A 24,207-nucleotide genomic window follows, 5' to 3' on the forward strand; every position below is an offset into this window, starting at 1 on the left:
TTCCTGTGTAGGCCCGCTGGCCAAGGTGGATTGTCTGGCGACTGGCTAGTCACTGTTGTTCATGCGTCTTGTGCAGTATTTGTGTGTCTGAATATGAAACAAAGTAATATTTGCATATGCTTAAAATGTATTTCTCTTATTAAATGAGCGCCCCTAGGATGGCTTCCCATAGACCCAAGTGACTGCATAAGTCCGCAGGCTATAACCGAACGCACTATCCATTCGCCGCAGGGAGCGCTGGCATGCCACTGACCAGAAGACAATTGATCGCCCGTATCGCCGCTGTCGGCGGGGTCCAGGCGGCGAGCGCGGTCATGGGCCTGTTCGGTGGCTCGGGCAATGCCGAGGCCCTGGAGGAGAACTATGCGTCGCTGCCCAGCGCGGCGGTGGGCAAGGGCGCTTCGGTGGTGGTGATCGGCGCCGGGATCGGTGGCCTGGTCAGCGCCTATGAGCTGAACAAGGCCGGCTTCAAGGTCACGCTGCTCGAAGCCCGGGAGCGGGTCGGCGGGCGCAACTGGACGGTGCGCGGCGGCGACCGGGTGGAGTACAGCGACGGCAGTGTGCAGGTCGCCGAGTTCGACGACGGCTTCTACCTCAACGCCGGGGCCGGTCGCCTGCCCAGCCACCACCAGTTGATGCTCGGCTACTGCCGCGAGCTGGGGGTGGAGCTGGAGGTGCTGGTCAACACCAGCCGCAATGCCCTGGTGCGTCCGGACCTCAATCAGCCAGCGTTGCAGATCCGTCAGGCGGTCAATGACAGCCGCGGGCATTTTTCCGAACTGCTGGCCAAGGCGGTCAACCGGCATGCCCTGGACCAGGAGCTGACGGCGGCCGATCGCAGCAACTTGCTGAGCTTTCTGAAAACCTGGGGCGACCTTTCCGACAAGCTCGAATACCTGGGCTCGGCGCGCTCCGGCTACAAGGTCTGGCCCGGTGCCGGCGACCAGTTGGCGCAGAAGAACGACCCGTTGCCGTTGCAGACCCTGCTCAACCCGGCGTTGACCACGGCGCTGATGATCGATGAATACCCGGAATTCTCGCCCACCATGTTCCAGCCGGTGGGCGGCATGGACCGCATCCCCCAGGCGTTTGCCCGGCGTCTGCAAGGGCAGTTGCGGCTGCACAGCGAGGTGCGTTCCATCACCAACCGGGCCGACGGTGCCGAGGTGGTCTACCTGGATCGCCGCAGCGGCCGCACCCAGAGTCTCAAGGCCGACTACGTGATCAGTTCCCTGCCCTTGCCGCTGCTGGCCAAGGTCGAGAACAACTTCAGCGCCCCGGTGCGTCAGGCCATCGGCGCGGTGCAGTTCGGCTACGCCAACAAGGTGGCCTGGCAGTCGCGGCGCTTCTGGGAAAGCCAGTACCAGATCTACGGCGGGCTGTCGTTCATCAACCAGGAGGCCTCCGGGCTCTGGTACCCCAGCGGTGGTTTCAACCAGGCCGAGGGGGTGCTGGTGGCGGCCTACAACAACGGTGAAACCGCCCGCAGGTTCGGGGAGAAAAGCCTGGCCCAGCAGATCGAGATTTCCCGCCAGGCGGTGGAGCTGCTGCACCCCGGCCATGGCCATGAACTGCGCAAGCCGCTGGCGATTGCCTGGGGCAAGATCCCCTACAACCTCGGCCCCTGGATCAGCCATGAAGTGGTCGAGCCGGACTACAGCCTGCTCAACCAGCCCCAGGGCCGGGTCTACCTGACCAGCGACGGCCTGGCCCACAGCGGCGTGGGCATCTGGCAGGAAGCCGCCGCCGGCGCCGCGCGGCGAGTGGTGCGCCATCTCTTTGAACGGGCGCAAGGCTCGTCGCTACAGCAAACGGCCTGAAAAAGCCGAGCACTCATAAAACAGCAGTCACCCATTGCCGGGTAGCGGACCTCCGAAGCTGGCAAACACAACCTTGGAGCGTCTTTGCATGTCTTTGAAAAACACCGTCGTAGGGCTGGGGCTGTTGTGCGCCGCCAGCAGCAGCTGGGCCGCGGGGATCCAGCGTGTGCCGTCCAGCTATCCCCATTCGCCGATCCTGCAATCGGTGACCTTGCCCGCCAACAGCGAGGTGACCTACCTCTCCGGCCTGCTGCCGGACCCGGTGGACCCCAAGGCGCCCAAGGAACAGATCCACGCTGCCGGCAACACCGAAAGCCAGGCCCGCGAGGTGCTGCGCAAGGTGCAGACGATCCTCGCCGGCCAGGGCTTGAGCCTGGGGGATGTGGTGCAACTGCGGATCTACCTGGTGGGCGATCCGGCCCTGGGCGGCAAGCTGGATTTCGATGGCCTGCAAGTGGCCTTCCGCGAGTTCTTCGGCACCGAGAAACAGCCGCTCAAACCCGCCCGGACCACGGTGCAAGTGGCGGGGCTGGTACTGCCCGGCGCCCTGATCGAAGTCGAAACCGTCGCCGCCCGAGCGCGCTGAGGCGCCTGTCAAAGGATCTGAAGCCATGAGTATGTCCTTGCATAAAATCGTCCTCGGCGCCGCGCCCCTGAGCCTTGGCCTGCTGAGCCTGGCAACCCCGGTGGAACTGCTGGCCGCCGATGAAACCCTCGGCACCGTAGTGGTCACCGGCGTGCGCGGCAGCCAGCAGCGCACCGTCACCAACAGCCCGGCGCCGATCGATGTGATCGACAGCGAACAGCTGCGCAGCATCGGCCAGAACGGCCTGAAAGAAATGCTCGGGCGCCTGTTGCCGTCGTTCAACGTACCCACCATCAACGGCGGTGGCACCGCCTTCCTGGTGCGCGGGGTGAGCATGCGCGGCCTGGGCGGCGATCAGGTGCTGGTGCTGATCAACGGCAAGCGCCGGCACAACTCGGCGCTGATCAACAACGGTGCGCGGGTCGGCAACGCCTCGGTGCCGGTGGACCTGGACCTGATTCCAACCGCCGCCATCGAGCGCATCGAAGTGCTGCGCGACGGCGCCGCCGCGCAGTACGGCTCCGACGCGATTGCCGGGGTGATCAACATCATCCTCAAGCGCAACTCCGAGGGCCTGACTTCGGACACCACCCTGGGCCAGTACTACGACGGCGACGGCACCACCGGCCACGAGGCCTTCAACTGGGGCAACAAGCTGGGGGAGGACGGCGGCTTCTTCAACCTGTCCTGGGACGCCAAGCTCCAGGAACCTTACGAGCGCTCCAGCGCCGCCAGCGGCCAGCTGTACTTCAAGCAGGCCGACGGCTCGCCGGACCCGCGGGAAAGCAATCGCCAGGGCTGGGGCACCGAGTACGGCCTGGGCCGCGACCGCACCACCAGCCTGGCCTACAACGCCGAGCTGCCCCTGGCCGACGACCTCAAGCTGTATTCGTTCTCGACCCTGAGCTATCGCAACAGCAACAAGAACCTGGGCCATCGCAAGCCCACCGACATCACCAGCCTGGCGGGGGTGCCCAATGCGCCGTACCCCAACGGCGGCCAGGCGCGACGGGAAATCCGCGAGACCGACTTCCAGGTCGCCGGCGGGGCCAAGGGCCTCGCCGGCGGTTGGGACTGGGACCTGTCGAGCACCTACGGCAAGGACCGTGGGGTGCTGGACACTGCCAACAACCTGAACATTTCCAACGGTCCCTACACTCAGCATGACTTTCACCTGGGCAACCTGGTGTTCGACCAGTGGACCAACAACCTGGACTTCTCCCGGGCCCTGGACATCGGCTGGAGCAGCCCGCTGGAAACCTCCTTCGGGGTGGAATACCGCTGGGAGAAATACGCGCTGGAGGAGGGCGAGCCCAACTCCTACAACCAGGGTAGCTATGTCCCGGCCACCGGCCCCTTTGCCGGCGTGGTGCCGGACCCGGGGCTGTTCTCGGTCAACGGCACCACCCCGGAAGACGCCTACAGCCTCAAGCGTCACAGCGAGGCGGCCTATGTGGACCTGGGCCTGAACATCACCCCCAACTGGTACGTCGGCGCGGCGGCGCGCTATGAGAAGTACAACCTCGGGGTGGGCGATACCACCAGCGGCAAGCTGACCACGCGCTACGAGTTCCTCCCTGGCTACGCGGTACGCGCGGCGGTGAGCAACGGTTTCCGCGCGCCGTCCCTGGCCCAGAGCGTGTTCTCCACCACCAGCACCGTGACCCAGTTCGGCGCCGGTGGCACCACCAGCTCGGTGCGCACCAAGCAGATGCGCCCCAACTCGCCGGAAGCCATTGCCCTGGGGGCCAAGGACCTGGAGCCGGAAACCTCGCGCAACTACAGCCTGGGCTTCACCGCCGAACCCACCGAACGGCTGCGTCTGACCGCCGACTTCTACCTGATCGACATCGACAAGCGCATTCTCCAGACCGGCATCCTCAAGGGCCCGGCGGTGTCGCAGATCCTGGTGGAGAACGGCCTGTCGCCGAACCTCGCCGGGCAGTACTACACCAACGCCGCCGATACCCGGACCAAGGGCGTCGACCTGGTGGCGGACTACAGCCAGTCGTTCGGCGAGTACGGCACGGCCAAATGGAGCGTGGCCTACAACCACAACAAGACCACCATCCGCGATCTGGCGGACACCCCGTCGGCCCTGTCGCGCCTGGGGACCGGCTATGTGCTGTTCGACCGCCAGCAGCAGATCGACCTGACCAAGTCCACGCCCAAGGACAAGTGGATCCTCTCCACCAACTACAAGGTCGGCGACTGGACCACCAACCTGCAGCTGACCCGCTTTGGCGAGTACACCGAAGGCTCGAACCTCCCGGCCAACGACCGCACCTACAGCGCCAAGTGGATCACCGACCTGGACGTGGCCTACGACGTGACCCAGAACCTCACCGTGGCGGTGGGCGCCAACAACCTGTTCGACGTGTACCCGGACAAGATCGGCCTCAAGGCCTGGGCGGGGACCTATGAATACGGGATGTTCTCGCCTTATGGACTGGGTGGCGGCTACTACTACAGCCGCGTCAGCCTGGCGTTCTGAGCATGACCACGATGACTCTCGCAGGAGCTGGCTTGCCAGCGCAGGCGGTCGCATGACTGGCGCATGGTTCGGGGGCCATTCGCCGGCAAGCCGGCTCCTACAAGGGCTGGTGTTGTGTTTGTGGCTGGGCACTGCGCTGGCGCAGCCGGTGCTGCGGGTGTCCAGCCAGAAGCAGTCGCTGAAGATCCTGCTCGAAGCCGCCGGCGAGTTGGAGCAGGTGCCGTATCCCATCGAATTCGCCTCTTTCGCTGCCGCCGCGCCCACCGCCGAGGCCCTGGCCGCGGGGGCGGTGGATATCGGCAGCCTGGGGGACGCGCCCTTTGTGTTCGCCGCCGCTGCCGGGGCGCCGATCAAGACCGTGGGGGTGATCAAGCTCAAGGTCACGCCCACGGCGGTGGCGATGCTGGTCAGGGAGGACTCGCCGCTACGGGATGCCGCCGACCTCAAGGGCCGGCGCATCACCACCACGCGCGGCTCCATCGGTCACTTCCTGGCCCTGGCCGCCCTGCGTTCGGTGGGCCTGCACGGCGCGGATGCGCAGTTCATCTTTCTTCAGCCGGCCGAGTCCCGCAGCCTGCTGAGCAATGCTCAGGCCGACGTCTGGTCGACCTGGGACCCCTACACCAGCATGGTGCAGATGGAGGGCGGCACCCGGGTGCTGGTCAGTGGCGAGGGGCTGTTCGCCGGTCACATGCTGCTGGTGGCCAATGATCAGGCGATTCGCGACAAGCCGCGGCAGATCGCCGATTTCCTCCGGCGCCTGGACCGCGCCTATGCCTGGGCCAACCAGCATCTGGAGGCGTTTGCAAAGATCCAGGCCGGCTACAGCGGCCTGCCATTGGAGGTGCATGAACGTTCCAATCGCTACTCGCTGCCCCGGCGTATCGCCGTGGGCCCGGCCGTGGTCGAGGACGTGCAGCACACCGCGGATCTGTACCGTGAAGAAGGCATCATCCACAAGTCGTTCGATGCGGCGGCTTATATGGATTCTTCATTCAATGAAGTTGAATGAATTCATGGCGGTTTTATTAATAAGACTCGGGAGCTTTTGAATAAATAAAGAGTAATGATGTTTATCTTTTAACTTAACTATCAGCGAATTTCATAATTCTCCGCCAACACTTGTGAAAGTGTTGGCGGTGGCCGCTATTTGCCTGATTTTCTATACGTTTTTAAGTTTGGAGATTAGAGATAAAGGGTATTTCACAAGACCTTCTCAACTGCCTAATGTGGCCCTGAAACAAATTATTACGCTCTGCCAGTGTTGTACTTCGTCGCTACTTCCAGGGAATAAGGGAGCTTGCATGTTCACAGTCACTACTGCCGACAAACTTGAAGCGCGGCATATCCTCGATGTTGTGGAAAAACGCTCTTACGGCGTTCAGCTCAAAGGTTTCTGCCCAGCGGATACCTTGCAGGTGGCGCGGGATCATCTGTACCAGCAGGAACTGCGCAGTGCCTTCAGCCAGCAGCAGGAATTCGTCCGGATCGGCAAGGCCTATATCGAGATCCAGGATGAGCAGAGCCGGGCCGAATACCACGCCCTGGCCCTGCCCAACATTCGCAAGATCCGCAATCTGTTCCGGCCCCTGGCCTCGCCCATCGACGAGCTGCGCTTGCTGCTGGACGAGGTCTGGCCTCAAGGCGCGCACCTGCTGCAGGTGGACGGGCAGAAGTGCTTCGTCGGCATCGCCCGCTTCCAGGGTTCGGGGGTCGATCTCACGCCCCACACCGACAAGCTCGAACGCAATGCGCCCGAGGGCCACAGCCCGCAATTGCTGACCCAACTGTCGACCAACATCTACCTGGAGATCCCCGAGGACGGCGGTGAACTGGAGATCTGGGGCATCGAGCCGGACGAAGAGGAGTACAACCGCCTCAAGGGCGAGCGGGCCTATGGCATCGAGCGCCACCTGTTGCCGCCGCCGGACTTTGTGGTCAAGCCCGAGCCCGGCGACCTGATCCTGCTCAATCCGCGGCTGATCCACGCGGTCCGCCCTTCGGCCAGCAGCACCCGGGTCACCCTCGGGGTCTTTATCGGTTACTACGGCGAACACCAGCCTTTGGCCTACTGGAGCTGAACTCATGAGCAAGGTGCAGGAAATCAACCTCAAGGCCTACTTCAACAAGGGCGGCGAGGAGCACGAATTCGACGGCAAGCGCGTGGTCCTGGCGGTCAGCGTCGGCCAGGAATACCACGAGGACCAGAAGCTGCGGTCCACCATCCACTTGATCAACCAGTCCGGCTTCAGCCACGTCAAGGTGGTGGTGGCCGACACCCTGCAACGCCACAACAAGCACGGCAAATCCCCCGGCGAGGCGCTGTCGGCATCGATCCGCGACGGCGATGCCTGGCTGGCGCGCAACCAGAGCATTCTCGACGGCCTGCGGGTGCCGTACCACATCACCCGCTGGAACCAGGAATTGGCCAGCGACCGTTACGCCGAACTGCGCCAGCAACTGGACCAGATCTATCAGCAGCGCGAGGAGTTGCGCCAGGCCATCGACAGCACCATCGGCGTGTTCACTGAGCGCCTGCGCCTGCGCGATGAACAGGCGGACATCGAGCGGGCGGCGGCCCAGTGCCGGGAATACATCCTTGAGGAGATCCCCATCATCCTGCCGCTGTGGGCCGACGAGGGTTACCACTACGTGCTCTATCCGCAGCAGATGACCACGGCCATGGCCACCAGTCGCGAGCTGCTGATCGAGCCCCACAGCCCGGACCGGGTGCGCTGGCTGCCGCTGAAGTTCAAGAAGCGCGGGATTCCGATTCCGTTCACCTTGCCTGGCGCCATTCACCCCAACTGGACCAGCGGCGCCATCGCCATCTGACCCGCTCGGATCCGCCGTTCTCGCTGACCTTTGCAGGAGCTGGCTTGCCAGCGAAGGCGTCCCTGGGGCGATACAGGACTCAAGGGCCTGCCCGCTGGCAAGGCTCCTACGGCTAACGGTTTTTCTATGACTGACAAGGAGTTTCCATGAGCGTTTTTGCGCAACAGCAACGCAAGTGGTGGGCATTGCTCGGGGTGAGCATCGCCAGTTTTCTCGGCTGTGTGGATTTCACCATCGTCAACACCGCGCTACCGGCGCTGCAGGCCGATCTCGGGGCTTCGGTGGACAGCCTGCAGTGGGTGATCAATGGCTTCATCCTGACGCTGTCGAGTTTCATGGTGCTGGTGGGGCGCCTGGCCGACCTGCATGGACGCAAGCGGGTGCTGTTCATCGGCTTGAGCGTGTTCGGCCTGGCCTCGCTGGCGGCCGGACTGGCGACGCAGATCGACACCCTGATCGGCGCCCGGGTGCTTCAGGGGCTGGCCTGTGCGGTGCTCTACACCGCCTCCGGGGCGATTGTCTCCAGCACCTTCGACAGCGCCGAACAGGGCAAGGCCTTTGGCGTGCTGTTCGGGGTCAACGGCGTGGGGCTGGCGATCGGGCCGGTGCTGGGCGGGTTGATCACCAGTGGTTTTGGCTGGCAATGGATCTTCCTGATCAACGTGCCTTTCGTGCTGCTGAGCCTGGGTATCTGCAGCTTCAGCGTGCAGGAGTCACGCTCGGCAGAGAGCGGCGCGCGGCTGGATGGCTGGGGCGCTTTGCTGTTGCTGATCGGCCTGCCGAGCCTGGTGCTGGTGATCGTCCAGGGTGGTGCCTGGGGCTGGGGTTCACGCTTGACCCTGAGCCTGATCGCCCTGGCGCTGCTGGCCCTGGTGGCGTTCCTGGCGGTGGAGAAACGGGTCGCGGCGCCGATCATCGATCTCAAGCTGTTCGCCAACCGGCGCTTTGTCGCCGGGGTGGCGGCCAGTTTCGGCCTGGCGCTGTTCTACTGCGTGGCGTTTTTCGTCATGCCGCTGTACCTGGCGCAGATCCGTGGCGCGTCGGTGCAGGCCAGCGGCCTGCTGTTACTGCCCACCACCTTGGGCGTGGCGCTGCTGTCGCCGCTGGTGGGGCGGCTGGTGGACCGCAAAGGCCCGGCGCTGCTGATCAAGGCCGGGTTGCTGCTGTTCGTGCTCTCGGCGCTGCTGCAGGCCGGCTTCGACCGCCAGACCTCGCTGGCTTATCTGCTGGCGGCCTTCGTCATCATGGGCCTGGGCTGGGCGAGCATTCTCGGGCCGTCGACGGTACTGGGCATTTCCTCGGTGCCCCAGGCCGTGGGCTCGGTGGCCATGGGCTCGCTGATGACCCTGCACAACGTTGGCGGTGGCATCGGGCTGGCGGTCGGGGTGGGCTTGTTCCACCACTTTTCCGCCACGCCGCTGGATGACGCCCAGGGCGCTTTCCTCAATGGTTATCGCGGGGTGATGCTGTTCCTGGCCCTGGCGACGCTGCTGGTCTGGGCTTCGGTCAGCCTGTTGCTGCGCGCCGCGCCGCTGCTGGGGGCGGCGGCCGAGGAGGGCGCCAGCCATGGCTGAGCGCGGCGGGCAGATGGGGCTGGGGGCCTTTCTCTCCGGCTCCGGTGCCCACGTCGGCAGTTGGCGTCATCCCCGGGCGGATGCTGATGCCTCGTTGAATTTCCAGCGCTACCGGGACTACGCCCAGACCCTGGAGCGGGGCTGCTTCGACGCGCTGTTTCTCAATGACAACGTGGCGGTAGGGGACCTCGATCCGCGGGTGCTGGCCCGCAGTTCCCACAGCTTGCGCTGGGACCCGCTGACCCTGCTGCCGGCCCTGGCGGTGGTGACCCGGCACATTGGCCTGATCGCCACCGCCAGCACCACCTACAACGAGCCTTACAACCTGGCGCGCAAGTTCGCCTCGCTCGATCACTTGAGCGAGGGCCGAGCGGGCTGGAACCTGGTGACCGGGCTGATCGGCGGCGAGAACTTCAATCAGCCCGAGCCCATGAGCCACGCCCAGCGTTATGCCCGGGCCGAGGAATTTTTCGAGGTGGTCAGTGGCCTGTGGGACAGCTGGGCCGATGACGCCTTTCCCCGGGACCAGGCCAGCGGCCAGTGGCTGCGGCCGGAGCGGATGCACCTGTTGCAGCACCGTGGCCAGCACTTCCAGGTGCAGGGGCCATTGAACGCGCCACGGCCCTTGCAGGGCTGGCCGGTGATCGCCCAGGCTGGCTCGTCCGGGCCGGGGTGCGAGCTGGCGGCGCGGTGCGCCGAGCTGGTGTTCACCGCCCAGACCGACCTGCAGCAGGCCAAGGCGTTCTACGCCGGACTCAAGGAACGCCTTCCCGCTTACGGCCGCCATGCCGGGCAGTTGAAAATCTTCCCGGGCATCGCTCCCACGGTGGGCCGCAGCCTCAACGAGGCCGAGGAAAAGTACCAGCAGTTGCAGGAATTGCAGGACCCACAGGCCCAGCTCAAGGCGCTGTCCTACCTGCTGGACCTGGGCATCGACCTGTCGCGCCTGCCCCTGGACGCCCAGGTGCCGCTGTTGGCGGATGCGCCGCCCACCGAACGGCACAAGAGCCGTCGGCAACTGGTGGTGGAACTGGTCCGCCGGGAACGGCCGACCCTGGCGCAGTTGCTGCGCAGCCTGTCCGCCAGTGGGCACAAGGTGCTGGTGGGCACTCCGGGGCAGATCGTCGACGAGATGGCGAGCTGGTACGAGGAATACGCCGCCGATGGCTTCAATGTGCTGTTTACCCACCTGCCGGGGGCCATCGACGACTTTGTGCAATTGATCACCCCGGAGCTGCAACGCCGGGGCCTGTTTCGCCAGCGCTACACGGGGCACAGCCTGCGCGAGCACCTGGGGCTGGCGCGGGTGGAAAACCGATTCTTCAGCCACCGGGGCAATGGCTGAATCGCCGAAAGGGGCTTTACTCCCAAGGCGCAACGCCCATCGATCGAGGTCCATTGATCAACACAAGGAGCAACAGCATGTCCGGATGGTATGAGTTGAAGAAAAGCAGCAGCGGCCAGTTTCGTTTCGCGCTCAAGGCGGCCAACGCCGAGATCATTCTCACCAGCGAGCTGTACACCACGCGCGCGGCCGCGGAGAACGGCATTGCCTCGGTGCAGGCCAACAGCCCCCTGGAGGAGCGCTACGAGCGCAAGAGCGCCAAGGACGGCAAGCCCTATTTCAATCTCAAGGCGGCCAATCAGCAAATCATCGGCAGCAGTGAAACCTATTCCTCGGAGGCGGCCCGGGACAAGGGCATCGCCAGCGTCAAGGCCAACGGTCCGAGCCACAACATCAAGGACCTGACCGCCGTCTGACCCGGCTCGGCACTCTGAACCGCTTTGCCCGGCCAGGGGCAAGGCGGTGTCGCCGCGCGGGGCGTGCCCGGCTGAAACGCGGCGCCGACGTTGGTGGCGAACAGGGGGGGCAATCCACTGACGTTCGTCAGCCGATTGACGACGTAATTCTGGCTAAATGCCATCACTTGCATTAGGCTGCGCGCCCGTCACGGGGTGGTCGGCGTACCTGGCGCTCTGGTTGACGTAATCGATCATTGTCCAAGGGATCTGCGACCTCATGATTCGCCCTCTCGTATTGCTCGCCACGCTGCTGGCGCTGAGTGGCTGCTACAGCCTGCCGTCCACGAAAATCGCCGAGAGCATGCGCCCCGACCCGCAGTCGGGTGTGGCCTACGTGGTGGGGGTGGTGGGCATCTGGCCCAAGGCGGTGCACACCGCCAATGAACAGATGCTGCTGATTCGCCCACGGGGCGGCGAGGGATTCGCCTCGGCGCGCTTGTACAACCAGATCTACGGCCGCACGCCACGGGATGTCCGCGAGACCTGGCACGGCATCGGCAGCCTGTTCGTGATGCCGCTCAAACCCGGGCGCTACGAGATCTACAACCTGCACTTCGACCGCGGCAACGCCACCGCCTGGAGCCGCGAAGACTTCTCCATCCCCCTGGAACTGGAAGCCGGCAAGGCCTATTACATTGGTGATTTCCGCGCTGGCTGCCTGTCGGCGGCGGGGGCCAAATGCGTGTTCCTGCACAGCGACCACCTGGAGCGCGACGCCGCCCTGGTGCGCGCCAAGTACCCGCAGGTGCCGAGCCTGCAACGGGTCGATCTGGAGCAGATGGAACAAGTCACCTCGCTGATCGTCAAGGAGCAGGGACCCAAGGCGTCGATGCTCAAGGCCATGCTCTCGGGGGATCTGTAATGGGCGCTCGGTTGTGGTGGTTGCTGGTGCTGATGCTGGGACTTGGCGGTTGCCAGACCAGCCATAGTCTCAAGCCGGCCGAGGTGGATTATCAGCAGCGGTTGCCGGCGATCAGCGTCAGTGTGATGGGAGCCATCCCTGCCGGCCTGATCCGTGACAACCTGCGTCGTCGCGGCACCTTCGAGCAGGTGCAGTCGGGGTTCAGTGCCGATGGCTACAACGTGATCGTGATGGCCAACAGTGATTACTTTGGTTGGCAGAACATTCCCATGGGGCTACTCAGTGCGATGACCTTGTTTATCGTGCCGGGCCGGGCCACCTGGGACAGCCAGGTGATGTTCCACGTCAGCCGTGGCGACCAGCCTCTGGCCAAGTACCGGGTCAGCAACCACACCCGTTCCTGGCGCGGTTGGGCCAATCCCGATGGCGGCCAATACCAGCATGTGCAGCGCATCACCGACGAGTTCATTGTGCAGATGCTGCAGGACCCGCAGTTCAAGGCCCAGGCCCCGGTGGCGCTGAACAGCCACTGAGCCACGCGTGAACGCGGCCCATGCCAAAGCCCGGACGGTGTCAGCCGCCCGGGCTTTTTTGTCAGGGCTTCAACCCAGGGTCTGCAGCAGCGTGTGCAACTGTTGGCGACCGCCCTCGTTCAGGGCAAACACTGGCCGGCGCGGCTCGCCGGCGTTCAGCCCGGTCAGTTCCAGCCCGGCCTTGACCGTGGCCGGCAAGCCGCCCTTGAGGATGAAGTCCAGCAGCGGCAACTGGTGGTAGAACAGCGCCCGGGCCCGTTGCAGGTCATGCTCCAGCACGGCCTGATACAGCTCGAGGTTGAGCTGCGGGATCAGGTTCGCCGCCGCCGTGCACCAGCCGCTGGCGCCGGCGGTGAAGGCTTCCAGGGCCAGGGGGTTGCAGCCGTTGTAGAACGGCACCTGGCCTTCACCGAGCAGGTGCAGCTTGTGCATGCGCTGGATGTCGCCGGTGCTTTCCTTGACCAGGGTGACGTTTTCCACGGCGTGGAAAATCTTCAGGATCAGTTCCACCGACATGTCGGTGCCGCTGGTGGCCGGGTTGTTGTAGAGCATGATCGGCACGCCGATGCTGGCGCCGATGGCCTGGTAGTGGGCGAGGATCTCGGCTTCGCTGAGCTTCCAGTAGGAGGTCGGCAGCACCATCACCACGTCGGCACCCTGGGCTTCGGCAAAGCGCGCGCGGCGGATGGCCTTGGCGGTGGTCAGGTCGGAGACGCTGACGATGGTCGGCACGCGCTTGGCCACGTGGCGGATGCTGAACTCGGCGACCTGGTCCCATTCCGCGTCGCTCAAGTAGGCGCCTTCGCCGGTGCTGCCCAGGGGCGCGATGGCATGGACGCCGGCGTCGAGCATGCGGTCGATGGAGCGTCCGAGGGCGTCCAGGTCCAGGCCTTCGCCGTTGGCGCCGAAGGGGGTGACGGTGTAGCCGATGATGCCGTGGATCTTGGTGGTAGGCATGGTGCAACTCCTGCAAGGCATAAAGGGTGGATCAGTTCAGGCAGTCGGCGTGTTTTTTCAGGTTCTGCCGAGCGTAATAGTTGAAGGCGGCGCCGTGGCGCTTGGGCTTGGAGATCCAGTCGTGGGCTTCGCGACCCAGCTCCGGGAGGATCGGCTTGATGGTGCCGGCGGCCATGGCCAGCAGTTGCAGCCTGGCCGCGCGCTCGATCAGTTGGGCGATCACGCAGGCCTCCTCGATGCTCGCGCCAGTGGACAGCTGGCCGTGGTGGGAAAGCAGGATCGCGCGCTTGTCGCCCAGGGCCGCGGCGATGATTTCGCCTTCTTCGTTGCCCACTGGCACCCCTGGCCAGGCTTCGAGAAAGGCGCAGTCCTCGTACAGCGGGCAGAGGTCCATGTGCGACACCGCAAGCGGTACTTCGAGCATCGACAGCGCGGCAACGTGGGTCGGGTGGGTGTGGATGATGCAGTTCACGTCCGGCCGGGCGCGGTACACCCAGCTGTGGAAGCGGTTGGCCGGGTTGGGCATGCCGTGGCCTTCGAGGACTTCCAGGTCTTCGTTGACCAGCAGCAGGTTGCTGGCGCTGATTTCATCGAAGCCCAGGCCCAGCTGCTGGGTGTAGTAGGTGCCCGGTTGCGGGCCGCGGGCGGTGATCTGCCCGGCCAGGCCCGAGTCATGGCCGTTCTCGAACAGTATGCGGCAGGTCAGGGCCAGCTTTTGCCGGTCGGTCCACGTATTATCCGCCAGGGTATTTTGCATCTGGGTCAGGGCTTGCTTGACCAGTTGGTCTTTGGGCAGTGCTAATGTCTTGGCCATGTCGAAGGTCCTTTGAGAAGTGCAATGGACGTCGGATCTGCGCTTCACCTGCTGCTTGCGAGGTCGTTGGGTGAGTCGCGATGACACTTAAAAGGCTATATGACACTTTGTGTCATTGGCAAGCGCCAATCGTTGTTTCCTAGATGGATTAACCGCTCCACATGTCTATCCGTTTGAAATTACTCAGAAAAAAACTTGGCGTGACCCTGGAGGCCCTGGCCGAAAAATCCGGGATGACCAAGAGTTATCTGTCGAAAGTCGAGCGCGGGTTGAATACCCCGTCGATCGCGGCGGCGTTGAAACTGGCCAAGGCGCTGAACGTCAAGGTCGAGGAGCTGTTCGCCGAGGACAGCCTCAGCCTCGACAGCTACAGCCTGGTGCGCAGTGACCAGCGCCAGTCGCTGGCGGCCAACGACCAGGCCCCGGGCTATGCGGTGCTGGCTCATCAGGTCAGCGAGCGCAACCTGCTGCCGTTCATCATCTACCCGGCCAAGGAGTTCAGTGACAAGACCTTCAAGGAACACCTGGGGGAGGAGTTCCTGTTCGTCCACGAAGGCCAGGTGGAAGTGGACTTCATGAACGAGCGGGTGATTCTCAACCGTGGCGATGCGCTGCATTTCAATGCGCAGAAACCCCATCGCATCCGTTCCCTGGGGGACGAGCAGGCGCAGTTGCTGGTGGTGGTGCACAGCAGCGAGGACTGAAGGCGTTCATCCGCCAGGAGCTGGCCGGGCGCTGGAGCCTTGTGTTGTTTCTGCGGCCGCCTTCGCTGGCAAGCCAGCTCCTACGCCAGTCGTGAGATCTGCGGGGTTGGTCAGTGTTCGACGGGCACCGACAGCGCTGGGTTGCCCAGGGCGTGGGTCTTGGAATCGAAGAAGCGCAGGCTCAGGTCCTGGCCCTCGAACAGCTTGGCGTAATGACGCTTCTGGTGCTGGATGAACGCCGCGCTGCGCGGGTAGATGGAGATCGCCAGGGTCGTGACCGCCGACTGGCGGATCGCCTGTGCCAGGTGCTGGTCCTGGGGCCCGAGGTTGTGCCCGAAGATGCACAGGGCGCCGCTGTGATCCTGCAGTTGCTGATAGCAGAACGACAGGTAGTCCGAGCTGCGGATGGTCTTGAGCTTGTCCGCCAGCGGCCCTTCGCTGACGAACAGCGGTACGTCGTCCAGGGTCTTGAGGGTGTTGTTGATGGCGAAGCTGCCCAGCAGCGTGCCTTCGGTGGCGGTCAGCTTGCGCGCGCTGCCGTCCAGGTTGCGCACCAGGTGCAGGCCACCGTGCAGGTAGAGGAGGCGGGTCGCGGCGTCCGGGGCGGTGCCCAGTTCGAAGGCCGGATCGGCGCCGCGAAACAGGTCGTCGATGCCTTGGCTGTCATGTTGCACGGCCCAGTAGTTGAGCAGGTCGTAGTTGCTGGTGAACACCGTGGGATAACGTCGTAGTTCCTGGTTGATCGCCGCCAGGCTCTGCTCCTGGATCAGGCGCCAGGGAATGTGCACCGCGTGCACGGTGTTGATCAGCGCTTCCTTGATCGCGTAGTAGCGATTGCGCGGCGCCGCCGAGCTGACCGCCAGGGCCTTGTTGACCCGGCTGGTGGTTTTCAGGGCGCCCAGCACCTGCTCGAAACTGCGGGTCTGCAGGGCTTCGAACACGCTGAGTTCGGATGGGCTGAGGGGCTTTTCTTCCACCGTGCGGGCGTTTTCGAACAACGAGTCGTAGGCAAAGTCTTCCCACACGGCGCGGCTGGCGCCGTTGCCGATCAGCAAGCCGCTGAACGGGGTGCTTGCACGCAGGGCGTTCCAGTCTTCTAGTTCGGCATCAAATTCCTGGAAATCCATCATCGCGGTCATCGGTCTCAAGGCTGGAGGTATTTCGGCCGCCGACTTTATCACGACCGACCCTTGAGCCAGATCAACAACGCCGGTGACCGATGAGTCGATCCTGTTACGCATAACCGCATCGACACCCGAATTGGGCCTTCGCCCGGAGACTTCCTGATGAGCAGCACCTTCTTTATTCCCGCCGTCAACATCATGGGTATCAACTGCCTGGACGAAGCCATGGAGGCCATTCGCAACTATGGCTTTCGCAAGGCGCTGATCGTCACCGACGCCGGCCTGGCCAAGGCCGGGGTCGCCGGGATGATTGCCGAGAAGCTGGCCATGCAGGACATCGATTCGGTGATCTTCGACGGCGCCAAGCCCAATCCGAGCATCGCCAACGTCGAGCAGGGGCTGGCGCAGTTGCAGCAGTCGCAGTGCGACTTCGTCATCTCCCTGGGCGGCGGTTCGCCCCATGACTGCGCCAAGGGCATTGCCCTGTGTGCCACCAATGGCGGACAGATTGCCGACTACGAAGGCGTCGACCGGTCGGCCAAGCCGCAACTGCCGCTGATCGCCATCAACACCACCGCCGGCACCGCCAGCGAGATGACCCGTTTCTGCATCATCACCGACGAGTCGCGCCACGTGAAAATGGCCATCGTCGACCGCAACGTCACGCCGTTGCTGTCGGTCAACGACCCGGCGCTGATGGTAGCGATGCCCAAGGGCCTGACCGCCGCCACCGGCATGGACGCCTTGACCCATGCCGTTGAAGCCTATGTGTCCACCGCCGCCAACCCGATCACCGATGCCTGTGCGCTCAAGGCCGTCAGCATGATCAGCGCCAACCTGCGTCAGGCAGTGCACGACGGCAATGACCTGGTGGCGCGGGAGAACATGGCCTATGCGCAGTTCCTGGCCGGCATGGCCTTCAACAACGCGTCCCTGGGGTTCGTGCATGCCATGGCCCACCAGTTGGGCGGTTTCTACGACTTGCCTCACGGGGTGTGCAACGCGGTGCTGCTGCCCCACGTGCAGAGCTTCAATGCGACGGTCTGCGCCCAGCGTCTGACCGATGTGGCCCATGCCCTGGGCGCGGACATTCGCGGTTTCAGCCCGGAAGAGGGCGCTCAGGCGGCCATCGCGGCGATTCGTGCCTTGGCTCGGGACGTGGAGATTCCCGCCGGTTTGCGTGAGCTGGGGGCCAAGTTGCAGGACATTCCGCTGCTGGCGGCCAACGCCCTGAAAGACGCCTGCGGCCTGACCAACCCGCGGCCGGCGGATCAACGGCAGATCGAGGAGATCTTCCGTAGCGCGTTCTGAGCCAGGGGGCGGTTCGCGGGCGAAGCGTTCACCAGCGCTGTGGCGGCTGCCGGCGAGTGTGGAATATTCGCAATATCTGTAGTCGATCCCCCCGTACCCGGTAGGGAACCAGGCAGGGCCAGCCCGGGACTACCCACTCCCGGGTGCCGGGCAGGCGGCCTTCGCGGCCGCTTGAGGGGAACCGGGCCAGTTGCTCGATACTGGCCAATAGCGTCCTGACGAATTCCGCTGCGGCCCGGGGATCGTCCTGGGCGATATGACGCGCTTCAGCATCCAGGTTGTTCAAGGCGCTGCGCAGCCATTCAATGCGCATTGTCGGTCCAGTTGCCGGCGATGGCCGCCACTTCTTCGGCACTGGCGAAGTCACCCGCGTCGGCCTCGTTCAGGGCCTTCTGGATTTCCTCTATCTGCCAGGCTTCCCGCGCCAGGTATTCCCGCAGGGCATCCACGGCGAGAAACGACTTGCTGCGCCCGGTAGCCTTTGCCAGCAGGGCCAGGGTTTCAGCGAGCTCATCGGGCAAGCGCAGGGACATGATGGACATGGCGATCTCGTTGTAGTGATGTGTAATACAAAATACTACCTCGTCATTCCCTAGCCCGGCCCCGGCCATTCGTCAGGTCTGGAGTTGTCACAAGGCAAGGCCACTCCCGAGCACCAGCTCCCGGCGTTGAAAGCGCCCGCGTGGCAGAGGATAGTGCGACCTGAAATCGCGCTGTATCCGCCTGTCACAAGGAGTCGTGAATGTTCCCTCGCTCTTCTCTGATCCTGCTGCTGGGCAGCCTGGGGTTGCTGGCCGGCGCCACCTCGGTGGCGGCCCAGTGCCTGCCGCCACCGCGCAATGCCGAGGTCCCGGGCTTTTCCTTGTGCAAGGACTGGCCGGCGTTTGCCGACCAGAGCATCAGCCTGCTGTCGGAGATGGTCCCGGACCCCAGCGACAGCGGCAACGGTGACGGCACCTACAACCTGCAACTGGCCGTGCTGGAGCGCAACAGCGGACAGGTCCTGGCTCGCTATGCGCAGCCTGCGGCTTTTGTTTCCGACGCGGTTCGCCTGGAGAGCGTGAAGCTCGACACCGGGCGCTTCCAGTTGACGCCCCAGGTGCGGGCGTTCGGGGTCCGGGCCGGGTTCGAAGGCTCGTCCCGGGTCAACCCTTTCAGTCAGGTCTGGCTCAGCCTGTATGTGCGCGAGGGCAGCACCTTGCGCCCGGTGCTGGAGAAGTTCCTGGCCCATTCCTACAACGGCGAATGGGATGGCCAGTGTGCCGGGGAGGGGACCAAAACCACCCGTACCCTGGAGATCGCCAAGACCCGCAGCCACGGTTATGCCGACCTGATCGTACGTTCGGTCAGCGTCAGTACCCGCAGCGAGCAAGTCGGCGACCAGTGCCAGTCCAAGTCGCTGACCGCCAAGCCGGTGCTCGTCACTTTGCACTACGACGGCCAGCGTTATGTCCTGCCCAATGGCTACAGCGGGATCTGAGGGCGTTTTGATGAAGTGGCTGGAATCATGTGGCCTCGGCCTGGCCCTTTGTGCCGGGTTGGGGGGCGTTACGGCGGCGCAGGCGGGGTGCGACAACACGACGGATATCCCCGGAGAGTTGCATGTCTGCAAGCCCTGGCCCGCGGAGCCGGAGCTGAGCATCAGTGCCCGGGCGACGCCCAGGAACACGCTGGCGACCCTGCATTATGACGGCCAGCGCCATGTACTGAGCACCGCCCTGAAAGGACAGTAATCGATGCTTACCGGCCTCAATCACCTGACTCTGGCGGTCAGCGACTTGCCCCTCAGCCTGGCCTTCTACCACGCGCTGTTGCAACTGCGTCTGGAGGCCACTTGGGACGGCGGAGCCTACCTGTCGTTGCCGGGGCTGTGGTTGTGCCTGTCCCTGGACCCGCAACGGCAGGCGCCGGCCGTTGCCGATTACACCCACTACGCCTTTGGCGTCGGCGCTGCGGATTTTCCACTGCTGGTCCAGCGCCTGCGGGAGGCGCCGGTGCAGGAGTGGCGCGACAACCGCAGCGAGGGCGCGTCGTTTTATTTTCTCGATCCCGATGGCCATCGACTGGAGATCCATGTCGGTGACCTGGCCTCGCGATTACGCGCCTGTCGCGAACACCCTTATGCGGGAATGCGCTTTTACCCCAGCAACTGAGGTGGCGCTGCCCGGAAGCAGCTGACGAAAGTCGCTGGTGGCAAGGTGCCTTGATCGTGCAGAATCCGCCAGATTCGTTCTGTGCCTGGCGTTCCCGTGAGGTGCATCCGTTCTGGAGTCTTGCCGATGACCTCATCGCTGTTGCTGGCCGTTATCGCCTCGGGTTTCATTTATGCCATCACCCCCGGACCCGGGGTCCTGGCGGTGTTCGGTATCGGTGCCTCCCGAGGCCGGAAGGCCGGTGCCGGGTTTCTCGGCGGGCACATGCTGGGGGATGTGCTCTGGTGCAGCACGGCGCTGATTGCCATTGTCGGCGCCCGGGAAATCGGCAGCGACGCTTTCAATATCCTCGGCCTGTTCAGTGGCCTGTATCTGTTCTGGCTGGGCGTGCGCGCGATCCGCGCCCGTCGCGGCAACGGCGCTGAGCCCCAGGGCGCCGCGCGCCATCCGTTCTGGCACGGCGTGCTCTTCGGCCTGACCAATCCCAAGGCCTACCCGGTGGCCGTGGCCACCTTCACCGCGCTGCTGTCCAGCCGCGCCGAACTGCTCACCTGGTCGATGCTGCCCGGTCTGATTGCCCTGAGCTTCCTCGGGGGCCTGGCGGCATACGCTATTCTCATCGGCGTTGTCGGCGCGCGTCGGGTGCGCAACGGCTACCAGCGCCACGAACTGGCGATCACCCGGATCTGCGGGGTGATGTTCATCGGTTTCGCGATCAATGCCCTGCTGCATGCGGTACCGGGGCTGATCGGCAACAAGGCATAACGCCGCTCGCGGGTTGCGAGGGTGTAAGGCCGGTGCTCGACACTGGCCGAACAGGCTCAAGGGATGGGTACTCAGTGCATTTTTCATGGGTAGTAGCTTTCTCTGATGGCAACCAACAACTCCGCGCCTCTGGCCAGTTTCATCGACCTGCTCCTGGATGCCGTGTGCGCCGTGGATGGCGAGGGTCGCTTCGTGTTTGTCAGCGCTGCCTGCGAGCGGGTTTTCGGCTACACCGCCGATGAGCTGATCGGTCGGCGGATGATCGAGCTGGTGCACCCCGACGATCGTGAACGTACCTTGCAGGCTGCCCGGGAAATCATGGGCGGCGTGCCCAAGCCCAACTTCGAGAATCGCTACCTGCGCAAGGACGGGCGCGTGGCCCATATCCTCTGGTCGGCGCGCTGGTCGGAGGTGGACCAGTTGCGCATTGCCGTGGCCCGGGACATCACCGAGCGCAAACTGGCCGAGTCGAAACAGGCCGCGCTGTATGCCATCTCCGAGGCGGCCCATGCCACCGAAGACCTGCTGGGGCTGTTCAAGCGGGTGCACCGGATCATCGGCGAGTGGCTGCCGGCGCTCAATTTCGCCCTGGCGCTGTACGACGAACGCAGCGACAGCCTGAGCTTTCCCTACCATGTCGACGACTGCGAAAGCAGCCCGGAACGGCCCGGAACCCTGATCGGACGTTTTTGCGCCCAGGTGCTGCACCATGGCCAGTCCCTGCTGCTGGCGCCCTCTTGCCCGTTGAGCCGGGACCTGTGGAACGAGTTCGCGGTCATTCAAGGCCCCCGTTGCTGGCTGGGAGTGCCGCTGAATTCGCAGAAGGGCACCATCGGCGTGCTCATGGTCAAGAGCGCCCCTGGCGCGCAAGGCTACGGCGAGGCAGAGCTGGAACTGCTGCAGTACGTCAGTGCCCAGCTGGCGGCGGCCATCGAACGCGCGCAATTGCATGCGCGCCTGCACTACATGGCCGAGTACGACCAATTGACCCATCTGCCCAACCGCGAGCTGCTGCGCGAGCGCTTGCGTTCGGCCCTGGCCCGGGCCCGGCGCGACTCGGGACGCATGGCCCTGCTGTACGTCGACCTGGACAAGTTCAAGGAGGTCAATGACACCTGCGGGCACGCCGTGGGCGACATGCTGCTGCAAGCGGTGGCCAACCGCCTCAAGGGCTGCGTGCGGGAAACCGACACCGTGGCACGGATGGGCGGCGATGAGTTCGTGGTGCTGCTGGAAAGCGTGCAACACAGCGACGATGCCCAGCAGGTGGCGGAAAAAATTCGCCATGCGCTGAACGAGCCACTGCGCCTGGACGGCCATTGGCTGAACATCCTGCCGAGCATCGGTATCGGCCTGTACCCCGAACATGGCCTGGAAGAAAAACAGCTGTTCAAGCACGCCGACGAGGCCATGTATGCGGTCAAGCGCGAGCGCAAGAGCCGTTCCAGCGCCTGAGGCCGGCGTGCCGATCCGGCCCCCGGACCACGCCGGGGAGCGCCGCCGTTCGTCGTCTCGGCGCCGCTCCCGGTAAACCTTTGGCGCTCAGGGTTTTCCCAATGCAGGCGGGGGCGCTGGCTCCCGCCTGCATTGATTGGCAAGAGGAGAACCCACCCATGAACTTGATGGCCACTGTCCTTGGCCGCGCCGGCCTGGCCCTGTTGCTGGGCCTTGGTGCCGGCAGCGCCCTGGCCCAATCCCCTGCGGCCTTCATCGACGATGCTTCGGCCCGGGCCATGGCCGATATCGAAGCCAGTCGCCAGGCGCACCGGCTGACCTCATCCAAGGCACTCAAGGAATACACCATCCAGGTGATCAACGATCGCACCACCGCCAATCAGCATCTGGCGAAGATTGCCAGGCAACTGGACCTGCCGGTGGCCCCCCGGGAACAGCTGCTGGACCAGGCCAAGGGCCTGGTGCCGGCACTTCCCGAAGGCGAGGATAGCGACCGCATCTACGCCACGAACCAGATCAAGGCCACCGAGGCGGCGATCCGGCAGATCCGGCAACAGGCGCAAAGCAGCGAGCTTCCCGAGCTCAAGGCGTTCGCCGAGGAAACCCTGCCGAAACTGGAAAACCACCTGCAAATGGCCCGGGCGATCCGCTCCGGACGCCCGATCGATCGGCTGGAGGGGTGAACCGCGAGCGAGCAGCGGCGCCTGCTTACACCTGCAGTACATGGCTTCGCACAATAAAACAGGATGGTGCTGGAACTGCCGGGGCTGTGGGCTTAACGTGGCCCGCAGTCGGCGTCGCTCCTGGCGCCGCGAGGCTCAAGGAGGCAGGACATGGCGCAGGCACCGCGCGCTGCGATCAGCGATCTGTACCATCGGGCAGAGGACTATTTCTTCCTGTCCATCTCGCAGTTCCATCGACGCTTTGGCGATGAGGTGAACGCCTATTGCACCGGCGTCGCAGCCAGCAGCCTGAACCTGCTGCTGATGCAGGGCAGTGAACGCGACAACGCCGAGCCTCTGGCCGAGGGCGTGGCGTTTCTCCAGCGCGCCGGCGTGCCGTTCTGTGTGGTGATGCCCCAGGCCCAGGCGGCGCGCTACAGCCAGCAGTTGCGCCAGCTGCAGATGGTGGCGGCGGACCAGACCCGGTGCATGGCCCTCGATCTGGCCACCTACGTTTCGCGCCAGGCCGCGCCGGGGCTGATGGAGGTGCGCTGCACCGATCGGCATCTGCAGGATTGGGCGGGGCCGGTGGCGAGTGCCTTCGAGTCGGGGGACGCGGCCATCGAGCAGTACCTGGCGCGGCATCGGGCGGCGTTGCAGGCCGGCCGGGCCTTGCAGCATTTCAGCCTGTACGTCGACCGGCGTCCGGTGAGCGCCTTGACCCTGTCCCTGGGCCCGGAGGTGGCGCGGCTGGACGATATCGGCACGCTACAGGGCTTCCAGGGGCGGGGGTACGCCACTGCGCTGATCCACGCGGTGCTCGGCTTCGCCCAGGCCCGGGGCGCCAGGTGGTGCGTGCTGGAGGCCTCGCTCGACGGTCTGTCGATCTATCGCAAGGCCGGCTTCAATGTCCTGTTCGACTACCGCACTTTCTGTCAGGCATGAGCGGGGCCGCGGCGTTCTGCCGGAACTGCCGCGGGCTGAGCCCGGTGAGGGCCTTGAACTGCCGGCTGAAGGCGCTGTGGTCGGTGTAGCCGCATTGCAGGGCCACTTCGGTGATGGGCTCCTGGGTCAGCAGCAGTTGTGAGGCATGTTCCAGGCGCACCTTGTGGATCATCTGCCGTGGCGTGAGGTGGAAGATGCGCTTGCAGTAGCGCTCCAGCTGGGCCGTGGACAGCTTGGCGATGCGGGTCAGGTCCTGCAGGCGGATGGCTTCGCTGTAGTGCTCGCGGATGTGCCGGTCCACCGCCGCCAGGCGTGCGTAGGCCGGATGGGTGTCATGGGCTGCCTGCAGGTCCAGGGAGATGCCGGCCATGCCGATGATCCGGGCGTCGCGACCATACAGCGGCAGTTTGTGGGTCAGGCACCAGCCCGGCTCGCGGCTGCCGTACAGGTGCAATTCCAGCTGGCCCTTGATGGTCACGCCCTGCTGCAGCACGCGCTGGTCCTGCTCGGTGTAGACCGGGCCGAGCACCGCGGGAAAGACCTCGGCGGAGGTTTTGCCCAGCAAGGGGCGGATGCTCTTGAAGCCGCAGCGCTGGGCCAGGGTCAGGTTGGCGATCAGGTAGCGGGCCTGCAGATCCTTGATGAAGAACACTGCGCTGGGAATGCAGTCCAGCAGCGGTGCGAGGGGCGCCATGTTGGCCAGCAGGCTGTCGATGTCTCCGGGGGATTGGGCGGCGATGGCCCTGGGCAAGTGGTGGAGCTGTGCGCTATCGATCATCGTCGGCCTCTCTCTGTGGGGGGCTTGGGGGA

Annotated in this window: 26 protein-coding genes; 20 read left to right on the top strand and 6 right to left on the bottom strand. The window is 64.6% G+C overall.

The genetic code is table 11. The features are described 5' to 3' along the window. Positions 1-242: 242 nt before the first annotated feature. From DNK59_RS15010 to DNK59_RS15060, 11 genes are all read left to right on the top strand, one after another. Positions 243-1,820, top strand: coding sequence for an FAD-dependent oxidoreductase (locus DNK59_RS15010; RefSeq protein WP_110723691.1), 1,578 nt, complete (start codon positions 243-245; stop codon positions 1,818-1,820). 88 nt (positions 1,821-1,908) lie between these two features. Beyond that, on the top strand, positions 1,909-2,406 hold the full coding sequence (locus DNK59_RS15015) for a RidA family protein (protein ID WP_110723692.1): 498 nt from the start codon (positions 1,909-1,911) through the stop codon (positions 2,404-2,406). A 25-nt stretch (positions 2,407-2,431) separates the two neighbouring features. Further along, positions 2,432-4,900 carry a TonB-dependent siderophore receptor gene (locus tag DNK59_RS15020; protein WP_110723693.1) on the top strand — a complete coding sequence of 823 codons (2,469 nt, stop codon included), beginning with the start codon at positions 2,432-2,434 and terminating at the stop codon, positions 4,898-4,900. Between the two features lie 52 nt (positions 4,901-4,952). Beyond that, positions 4,953-5,912: an aliphatic sulfonate ABC transporter substrate-binding protein gene (locus tag DNK59_RS15025; RefSeq protein ID WP_371920287.1), complete on the top strand. Its 960-nt coding sequence runs from the start codon at positions 4,953-4,955 to the stop codon at positions 5,910-5,912. A gap of 292 nt (positions 5,913-6,204) precedes the next feature. After that, on the top strand, positions 6,205-6,981 hold the full coding sequence (locus DNK59_RS15030; RefSeq protein WP_110723694.1) for a 2OG-Fe(II) oxygenase: 777 nt from the start codon (positions 6,205-6,207) through the stop codon (positions 6,979-6,981). A 4-nt stretch (positions 6,982-6,985) separates the two neighbouring features. Continuing rightward, positions 6,986-7,735, top strand: a complete 750-nt coding sequence (locus DNK59_RS15035; protein ID WP_110723695.1) for a tRNA-dependent cyclodipeptide synthase — start codon at positions 6,986-6,988, stop codon at positions 7,733-7,735. 146 nt (positions 7,736-7,881) lie between these two features. Then, positions 7,882-9,309, top strand: coding sequence for an MFS transporter (locus DNK59_RS15040; protein WP_110723696.1), 1,428 nt, complete (start codon positions 7,882-7,884; stop codon positions 9,307-9,309). Further along, positions 9,302-10,654, top strand: coding sequence for an LLM class flavin-dependent oxidoreductase (locus tag DNK59_RS15045; protein WP_177431254.1), 1,353 nt, complete (start codon positions 9,302-9,304; stop codon positions 10,652-10,654). Before DNK59_RS15040 ends, DNK59_RS15045 begins: the two co-directional genes overlap by 8 nt. 77 nt (positions 10,655-10,731) lie before the next feature. Continuing rightward, positions 10,732-11,070: a YegP family protein gene (locus DNK59_RS15050; RefSeq protein WP_110723697.1), complete on the top strand. Its 339-nt coding sequence runs from the start codon at positions 10,732-10,734 to the stop codon at positions 11,068-11,070. Positions 11,071-11,329: 259 nt separating this feature from the next. Beyond that, on the top strand, positions 11,330-11,974 hold the full coding sequence (locus tag DNK59_RS15055; RefSeq protein ID WP_110723698.1) for a hypothetical protein: 645 nt from the start codon (positions 11,330-11,332) through the stop codon (positions 11,972-11,974). After that, positions 11,974-12,507, top strand: a complete 534-nt coding sequence (locus DNK59_RS15060; RefSeq protein ID WP_110723699.1) for a hypothetical protein — start codon at positions 11,974-11,976, stop codon at positions 12,505-12,507. Before DNK59_RS15055 ends, DNK59_RS15060 begins: the two co-directional genes overlap by 1 nt. A gap of 69 nt (positions 12,508-12,576) precedes the next feature. Here the strand turns inward: DNK59_RS15060 and DNK59_RS15065 are convergent, their stop codons facing one another. Further along, on the bottom strand, positions 12,577-13,464 hold the full coding sequence (locus tag DNK59_RS15065; protein ID WP_110723700.1) for a dihydrodipicolinate synthase family protein: 888 nt from the start codon (positions 13,462-13,464) through the stop codon (positions 12,577-12,579). Positions 13,465-13,495: 31 nt separating this feature from the next. Next, a complete protein-coding gene (locus DNK59_RS15070) occupies positions 13,496-14,278 on the bottom strand; it encodes an aldolase (protein WP_110723701.1) in 783 nt (260 codons plus the stop codon). Positions 14,279-14,439: 161 nt separating this feature from the next. Here DNK59_RS15070 and DNK59_RS15075 point away from each other — a divergent pair, with 161 nt between their 5' ends. Beyond that, positions 14,440-14,982 (top strand): helix-turn-helix domain-containing protein, encoded by a 543-nt coding sequence (locus tag DNK59_RS15075; RefSeq protein WP_092320298.1) that lies wholly within the window; start codon positions 14,440-14,442, stop codon positions 14,980-14,982. Positions 14,983-15,092: 110 nt separating this feature from the next. Here the strand turns inward: DNK59_RS15075 and DNK59_RS15080 are convergent, their stop codons facing one another. After that, positions 15,093-16,112 carry a DUF4917 family protein gene (locus tag DNK59_RS15080; RefSeq protein ID WP_110723808.1) on the bottom strand — a complete coding sequence of 340 codons (1,020 nt, stop codon included), beginning with the start codon at positions 16,110-16,112 and terminating at the stop codon, positions 15,093-15,095. Between the two features lie 156 nt (positions 16,113-16,268). Between DNK59_RS15080 and yiaY the strand changes: the two genes are divergently transcribed. Further along, positions 16,269-17,417 (top strand): L-threonine dehydrogenase, encoded by a 1,149-nt coding sequence (gene yiaY, locus DNK59_RS15085; protein ID WP_092320299.1) that lies wholly within the window; start codon positions 16,269-16,271, stop codon positions 17,415-17,417. Positions 17,418-17,445: 28 nt separating this feature from the next. Here yiaY and DNK59_RS15090 read toward each other — a convergent pair whose 3' ends face one another. Continuing rightward, positions 17,446-17,730, bottom strand: coding sequence for a type II toxin-antitoxin system RelE/ParE family toxin (locus DNK59_RS15090; protein WP_110723702.1), 285 nt, complete (start codon positions 17,728-17,730; stop codon positions 17,446-17,448). Continuing rightward, positions 17,720-17,959, bottom strand: coding sequence for a CopG family ribbon-helix-helix protein (locus DNK59_RS15095; RefSeq protein WP_110723703.1), 240 nt, complete (start codon positions 17,957-17,959; stop codon positions 17,720-17,722). The genes DNK59_RS15090 and DNK59_RS15095 overlap by 11 nt, the downstream gene beginning before the upstream one ends. 200 nt (positions 17,960-18,159) lie before the next feature. Here DNK59_RS15095 and DNK59_RS15100 point away from each other — a divergent pair, with 200 nt between their 5' ends. The 7 genes from DNK59_RS15100 to DNK59_RS15130 all read left to right on the top strand — a co-directional run bounded on the left by DNK59_RS15100 (position 18,160) and on the right by DNK59_RS15130 (position 23,397). Next, positions 18,160-18,897 carry a hypothetical protein gene (locus DNK59_RS15100; RefSeq protein ID WP_110723704.1) on the top strand — a complete coding sequence of 246 codons (738 nt, stop codon included), beginning with the start codon at positions 18,160-18,162 and terminating at the stop codon, positions 18,895-18,897. Between the two features lie 10 nt (positions 18,898-18,907). After that, a complete protein-coding gene (locus tag DNK59_RS15105) occupies positions 18,908-19,150 on the top strand; it encodes a hypothetical protein (RefSeq protein WP_110723705.1) in 243 nt (80 codons plus the stop codon). A 3-nt stretch (positions 19,151-19,153) separates the two neighbouring features. Continuing rightward, positions 19,154-19,570, top strand: a complete 417-nt coding sequence (gene fos, locus DNK59_RS15110; RefSeq protein WP_110723706.1) for a fosfomycin resistance glutathione transferase — start codon at positions 19,154-19,156, stop codon at positions 19,568-19,570. Between the two features lie 126 nt (positions 19,571-19,696). Next, on the top strand, positions 19,697-20,335 hold the full coding sequence (locus DNK59_RS15115) for a LysE family translocator (RefSeq protein ID WP_110723707.1): 639 nt from the start codon (positions 19,697-19,699) through the stop codon (positions 20,333-20,335). 105 nt (positions 20,336-20,440) lie between these two features. Further along, entirely contained in the window at positions 20,441-21,790 is a 1,350-nt protein-coding gene (locus DNK59_RS15120) for a GGDEF domain-containing protein (RefSeq protein WP_110723708.1), read from the top strand. A 158-nt stretch (positions 21,791-21,948) separates the two neighbouring features. After that, positions 21,949-22,473 (top strand): DUF4142 domain-containing protein, encoded by a 525-nt coding sequence (locus DNK59_RS15125; RefSeq protein ID WP_110723709.1) that lies wholly within the window; start codon positions 21,949-21,951, stop codon positions 22,471-22,473. A gap of 150 nt (positions 22,474-22,623) precedes the next feature. Beyond that, positions 22,624-23,397 (top strand): GNAT family N-acetyltransferase, encoded by a 774-nt coding sequence (locus tag DNK59_RS15130; protein ID WP_110723710.1) that lies wholly within the window; start codon positions 22,624-22,626, stop codon positions 23,395-23,397. Here the strand turns inward: DNK59_RS15130 and DNK59_RS15135 are convergent. Beyond that, positions 23,357-24,175, bottom strand: coding sequence for an AraC family transcriptional regulator (locus DNK59_RS15135; protein WP_092320310.1), 819 nt, complete (start codon positions 24,173-24,175; stop codon positions 23,357-23,359). The genes DNK59_RS15130 and DNK59_RS15135 overlap by 41 nt on opposite strands. Between the last annotated feature and the right edge of the window lie 32 nt (positions 24,176-24,207).

The sequence above is a fragment of the Pseudomonas sp. TKO26 genome (assembly GCF_003225665.1).
In the GTDB taxonomy this organism is placed as follows: domain Bacteria; phylum Pseudomonadota; class Gammaproteobacteria; order Pseudomonadales; family Pseudomonadaceae; genus Aquipseudomonas; species Aquipseudomonas saponiphila.

Coding starts and splice junctions, on each gene's coding strand:
- DNK59_RS15105 (WP_110723705.1), top strand. CDS start 18,908: ATGAAGTGGCTGGAATCATGTGGCCTCGGCCTGGCCCTTTGTGCCGGG.
- DNK59_RS15020 (WP_110723693.1), top strand. CDS start 2,432: ATGAGTATGTCCTTGCATAAAATCGTCCTCGGCGCCGCGCCCCTGAGC.
- yiaY (WP_092320299.1), top strand. CDS start 16,269: ATGAGCAGCACCTTCTTTATTCCCGCCGTCAACATCATGGGTATCAAC.
- DNK59_RS15100 (WP_110723704.1), top strand. CDS start 18,160: ATGTTCCCTCGCTCTTCTCTGATCCTGCTGCTGGGCAGCCTGGGGTTG.
- fos (WP_110723706.1), top strand. CDS start 19,154: ATGCTTACCGGCCTCAATCACCTGACTCTGGCGGTCAGCGACTTGCCC.
- DNK59_RS15115 (WP_110723707.1), top strand. CDS start 19,697: ATGACCTCATCGCTGTTGCTGGCCGTTATCGCCTCGGGTTTCATTTAT.
- DNK59_RS15045 (WP_177431254.1), top strand. CDS start 9,302: ATGGCTGAGCGCGGCGGGCAGATGGGGCTGGGGGCCTTTCTCTCCGGC.
- DNK59_RS15120 (WP_110723708.1), top strand. CDS start 20,441: ATGGCAACCAACAACTCCGCGCCTCTGGCCAGTTTCATCGACCTGCTC.
- DNK59_RS15035 (WP_110723695.1), top strand. CDS start 6,986: ATGAGCAAGGTGCAGGAAATCAACCTCAAGGCCTACTTCAACAAGGGC.
- DNK59_RS15065 (WP_110723700.1), bottom strand. CDS start 13,464: ATGCCTACCACCAAGATCCACGGCATCATCGGCTACACCGTCACCCCC.
- DNK59_RS15015 (WP_110723692.1), top strand. CDS start 1,909: ATGTCTTTGAAAAACACCGTCGTAGGGCTGGGGCTGTTGTGCGCCGCC.
- DNK59_RS15060 (WP_110723699.1), top strand. CDS start 11,974: ATGGGCGCTCGGTTGTGGTGGTTGCTGGTGCTGATGCTGGGACTTGGC.
- DNK59_RS15070 (WP_110723701.1), bottom strand. CDS start 14,278: ATGGCCAAGACATTAGCACTGCCCAAAGACCAACTGGTCAAGCAAGCC.
- DNK59_RS15125 (WP_110723709.1), top strand. CDS start 21,949: ATGAACTTGATGGCCACTGTCCTTGGCCGCGCCGGCCTGGCCCTGTTG.
- DNK59_RS15025 (WP_371920287.1), top strand. CDS start 4,953: ATGACTGGCGCATGGTTCGGGGGCCATTCGCCGGCAAGCCGGCTCCTA.
- DNK59_RS15010 (WP_110723691.1), top strand. CDS start 243: ATGCCACTGACCAGAAGACAATTGATCGCCCGTATCGCCGCTGTCGGC.
- DNK59_RS15055 (WP_110723698.1), top strand. CDS start 11,330: ATGATTCGCCCTCTCGTATTGCTCGCCACGCTGCTGGCGCTGAGTGGC.
- DNK59_RS15090 (WP_110723702.1), bottom strand. CDS start 17,730: ATGCGCATTGAATGGCTGCGCAGCGCCTTGAACAACCTGGATGCTGAA.
- DNK59_RS15095 (WP_110723703.1), bottom strand. CDS start 17,959: ATGTCCATCATGTCCCTGCGCTTGCCCGATGAGCTCGCTGAAACCCTG.
- DNK59_RS15050 (WP_110723697.1), top strand. CDS start 10,732: ATGTCCGGATGGTATGAGTTGAAGAAAAGCAGCAGCGGCCAGTTTCGT.
- DNK59_RS15080 (WP_110723808.1), bottom strand. CDS start 16,112: ATGATGGATTTCCAGGAATTTGATGCCGAACTAGAAGACTGGAACGCC.
- DNK59_RS15040 (WP_110723696.1), top strand. CDS start 7,882: ATGAGCGTTTTTGCGCAACAGCAACGCAAGTGGTGGGCATTGCTCGGG.
- DNK59_RS15135 (WP_092320310.1), bottom strand. CDS start 24,175: ATGATCGATAGCGCACAGCTCCACCACTTGCCCAGGGCCATCGCCGCC.
- DNK59_RS15075 (WP_092320298.1), top strand. CDS start 14,440: ATGTCTATCCGTTTGAAATTACTCAGAAAAAAACTTGGCGTGACCCTG.
- DNK59_RS15130 (WP_110723710.1), top strand. CDS start 22,624: ATGGCGCAGGCACCGCGCGCTGCGATCAGCGATCTGTACCATCGGGCA.
- DNK59_RS15030 (WP_110723694.1), top strand. CDS start 6,205: ATGTTCACAGTCACTACTGCCGACAAACTTGAAGCGCGGCATATCCTC.